The organism is Marseilla massiliensis (assembly GCF_016899955.1).
GTDB classification, from domain to species: domain Bacteria; phylum Bacteroidota; class Bacteroidia; order Bacteroidales; family Bacteroidaceae; genus Prevotella; species Prevotella intestinigallinarum.
The window spans coordinates 1-2,491 of record NZ_JACJJL010000069.1 but is presented as its reverse complement, the minus strand read 5'-3'; the positions used below and the strand labels follow the sequence as shown (position 1 = coordinate 2,491).

Here is a 2,491-nt window from a genome sequence, read left to right as displayed (position 1 = left end):
GTAGGCTCGGCTGTCGGCGCCATGCCACCTTACGGTGGTAGGTTTCCGACAGCCTGCCTCCGAACCGTACGTACACGTCTCCATGTATACGGCTCTCCGCCCATAACGGCATTTTAGCTATTCTCCGCATGAATCATGTTATGACATTCTGCACAGACGATTAAAGATTTTCTATGCATTTTGAGCATTTTACGTTCCCATTCGGTTTTGCCTCTTAAATCTGAGAGTTTCCTGACGTGGTGTGACACAACATTTCCTTCTTTTCCGCACAACTCACACTTATTTGCAGTCAGTCTTTCGACCAGACTCATAGATGGAGTGTTGAACAAGTAGGGCAAGTTATCACATTTTTGAGTTCCCAAGTCGGTAATACGCTTGAAGCCCTCATTGTAAAACACCCTTGGTTTGCGTTCGCCTTTCTTGTCCGTATACCACACCACAAATTTATCATCTTCACGATACTTGTCTGTTATGGTTCTGACGGAACTGTTAAGTTTTTGCGCAAATGTCTTTAGCATACTGAACCTCATGATACATCCAAATGAACGTCCAAGTGCCGATGCATTGTTTGCAATGGAGTAGTAGTTGTAGAATCCTCTGATTTCTGTGTTGAAACGTGCTACTATGTCTTGTGGCTCATTGTCTATCAGGTATGTTCTACCTTTAGACCTCCACACTTCTTTGCCATTTTGTGTTTTCACATTCATGGCTTCAAGACTCAGTAACTTCTTCTTTATTACTTCTCGTGATACGTGTAGTATCACATTACCATTACGATGTCTACGAGTTTCTCCTCTTGCATTTTTCTGCGTTGTGTAATCTTTACGGACTGATATTTCATAGCCGAGAAATTTTGCACTGTCTTGTGCGTTGGTTATCAAGGTCTTTTCTTGTGACATTTCCAATTTTAGCTTCTTTTGCATAAATTGTGTGACATCCGCCTTGATTTTCTCGCACTCTGCTTTATTTCCAATGACCCCTATAAGGAAATCATCAGCGTAGCGTACATAATTCAATCTACGGAAATTCTCATCCATATCGTTACCGCTCGGCATAGTCAGTATTTGCTGTTGCTTATTACGAACTTCCTCCCGCATTGCTTCCAATTCATCAACGTCCGTCACCTCCTTCATTCTCTTCTTTAGATAGTGAACTCGATTGTTCAGTCTGCCGATATCCTTGTTGCGGTGTCTAACTTTACCCTTATGGAAATCTTGTGCATACTTCTTCATATACTTATCGAACTTGTCCAGGTAGATATTAGCCAGTATTGGACTGATAATTCCACCTTGAGGCGTACCCGAATAAGTTCTATTGAAGTGCCATTCTTCCAAATATCCAGCGTTGAGAAATTTACGTATTAACCGAAGGAAACGTTCGTCAGATATGCGTTCCCTCAGAATTTCTATCATCACGCCATGGTTGATATTGTCAAAGAAACCTTTTATGTCTCCCTCAATGAACCACTTTGTTCCGTTGAAATTATTCTGTAGACTCTTAAGTGCCGTGTGGCAGCTTTTGTGTGGTCTGAAACCATGTGAAGTCCGTTCAAAATATCCTTCGTATATGGCTTCGAGAACCATTCTCACTACCTCTTGCACTAATTTATCTGCAAACGTAGGGATACCGAGCGGACGTAACTTTCCGCTCTTCTTCGGTATGTAAACCCTCTTTGCCGGTTTAGGCCTATAGACTTCGCTTTTGAGACTGTCTATTAATGCGTGTATCTTGTCAATGCTCATGCCGTCCTCCGTCTGTCCATCAGTACCGGGTGTCATATTGCCTGGTTTTGCATGAATGCGCTGATATGCGACTAAGAACATCTGCTCATTGAACAGAATACGATAGAGTCGTTCGTATTTGTAACCTGACTCGTTGCTGTGTTCAGCTAAAATGTTTAATACTTGCTCGGGATTTCTCATACGTCTCTCACGTTTTCCTTTGTTTGTACTAAAGTTATGGACTGTTCCCCTTCGCCATGTACAAGCCGTTAACTTGCTCGGACTACTATGGGAACTCCGTTGCCATATCAGATATTCAGAGACCAGCTCTCATAGCCTTTGAGGCGTTCTGACTTAGGCAATCCCCAGTTAGTTTCACTTGATAACTATTAGCGTGACATATTGTCGGATGCGACTTTCGTTCTTGTCCGCTTATTGCGGCTGTGTCATAGTCGGTTCTTAATGCTCTGAACTAACGCACAAAATAGCCAGAGTACTATGAAATAGCGTATATAAAAGCCTTCCGCTATTGCAAGATGTGGTACCACCGAACTATCGTTCAACCAATCAAGGCTTCATCCTTGTATATGTCGTTTCGTCTTGCCCTTCAGTCGCTACTTGGCTATTAGTAGACTCAGGGCTTTAATCAGCATGCTACACTCCCCGTTAGGTTTCCCCGTCGGATAAGCTGATTGACGATAGGATTATATTGAACCCAATCCTAACTTCTTGCTACAGAAGTATTTATCAAGCGACCAATCTGGGCGCAC

At 42.7% G+C, this 2,491-nt stretch carries 1 protein-coding gene; it reads right to left on the bottom strand.

What is annotated here, in order from left to right:
* Window positions 1-113 precede the first annotated feature (113 nt).
* Entirely contained in the window at window positions 114-1,922 is a 1,809-nt protein-coding gene (locus tag H6B30_RS15845) for a reverse transcriptase/maturase family protein (protein ID WP_205112225.1), read from the bottom strand.
* Window positions 1,923-2,491: the final 569 nt, after the last annotated feature.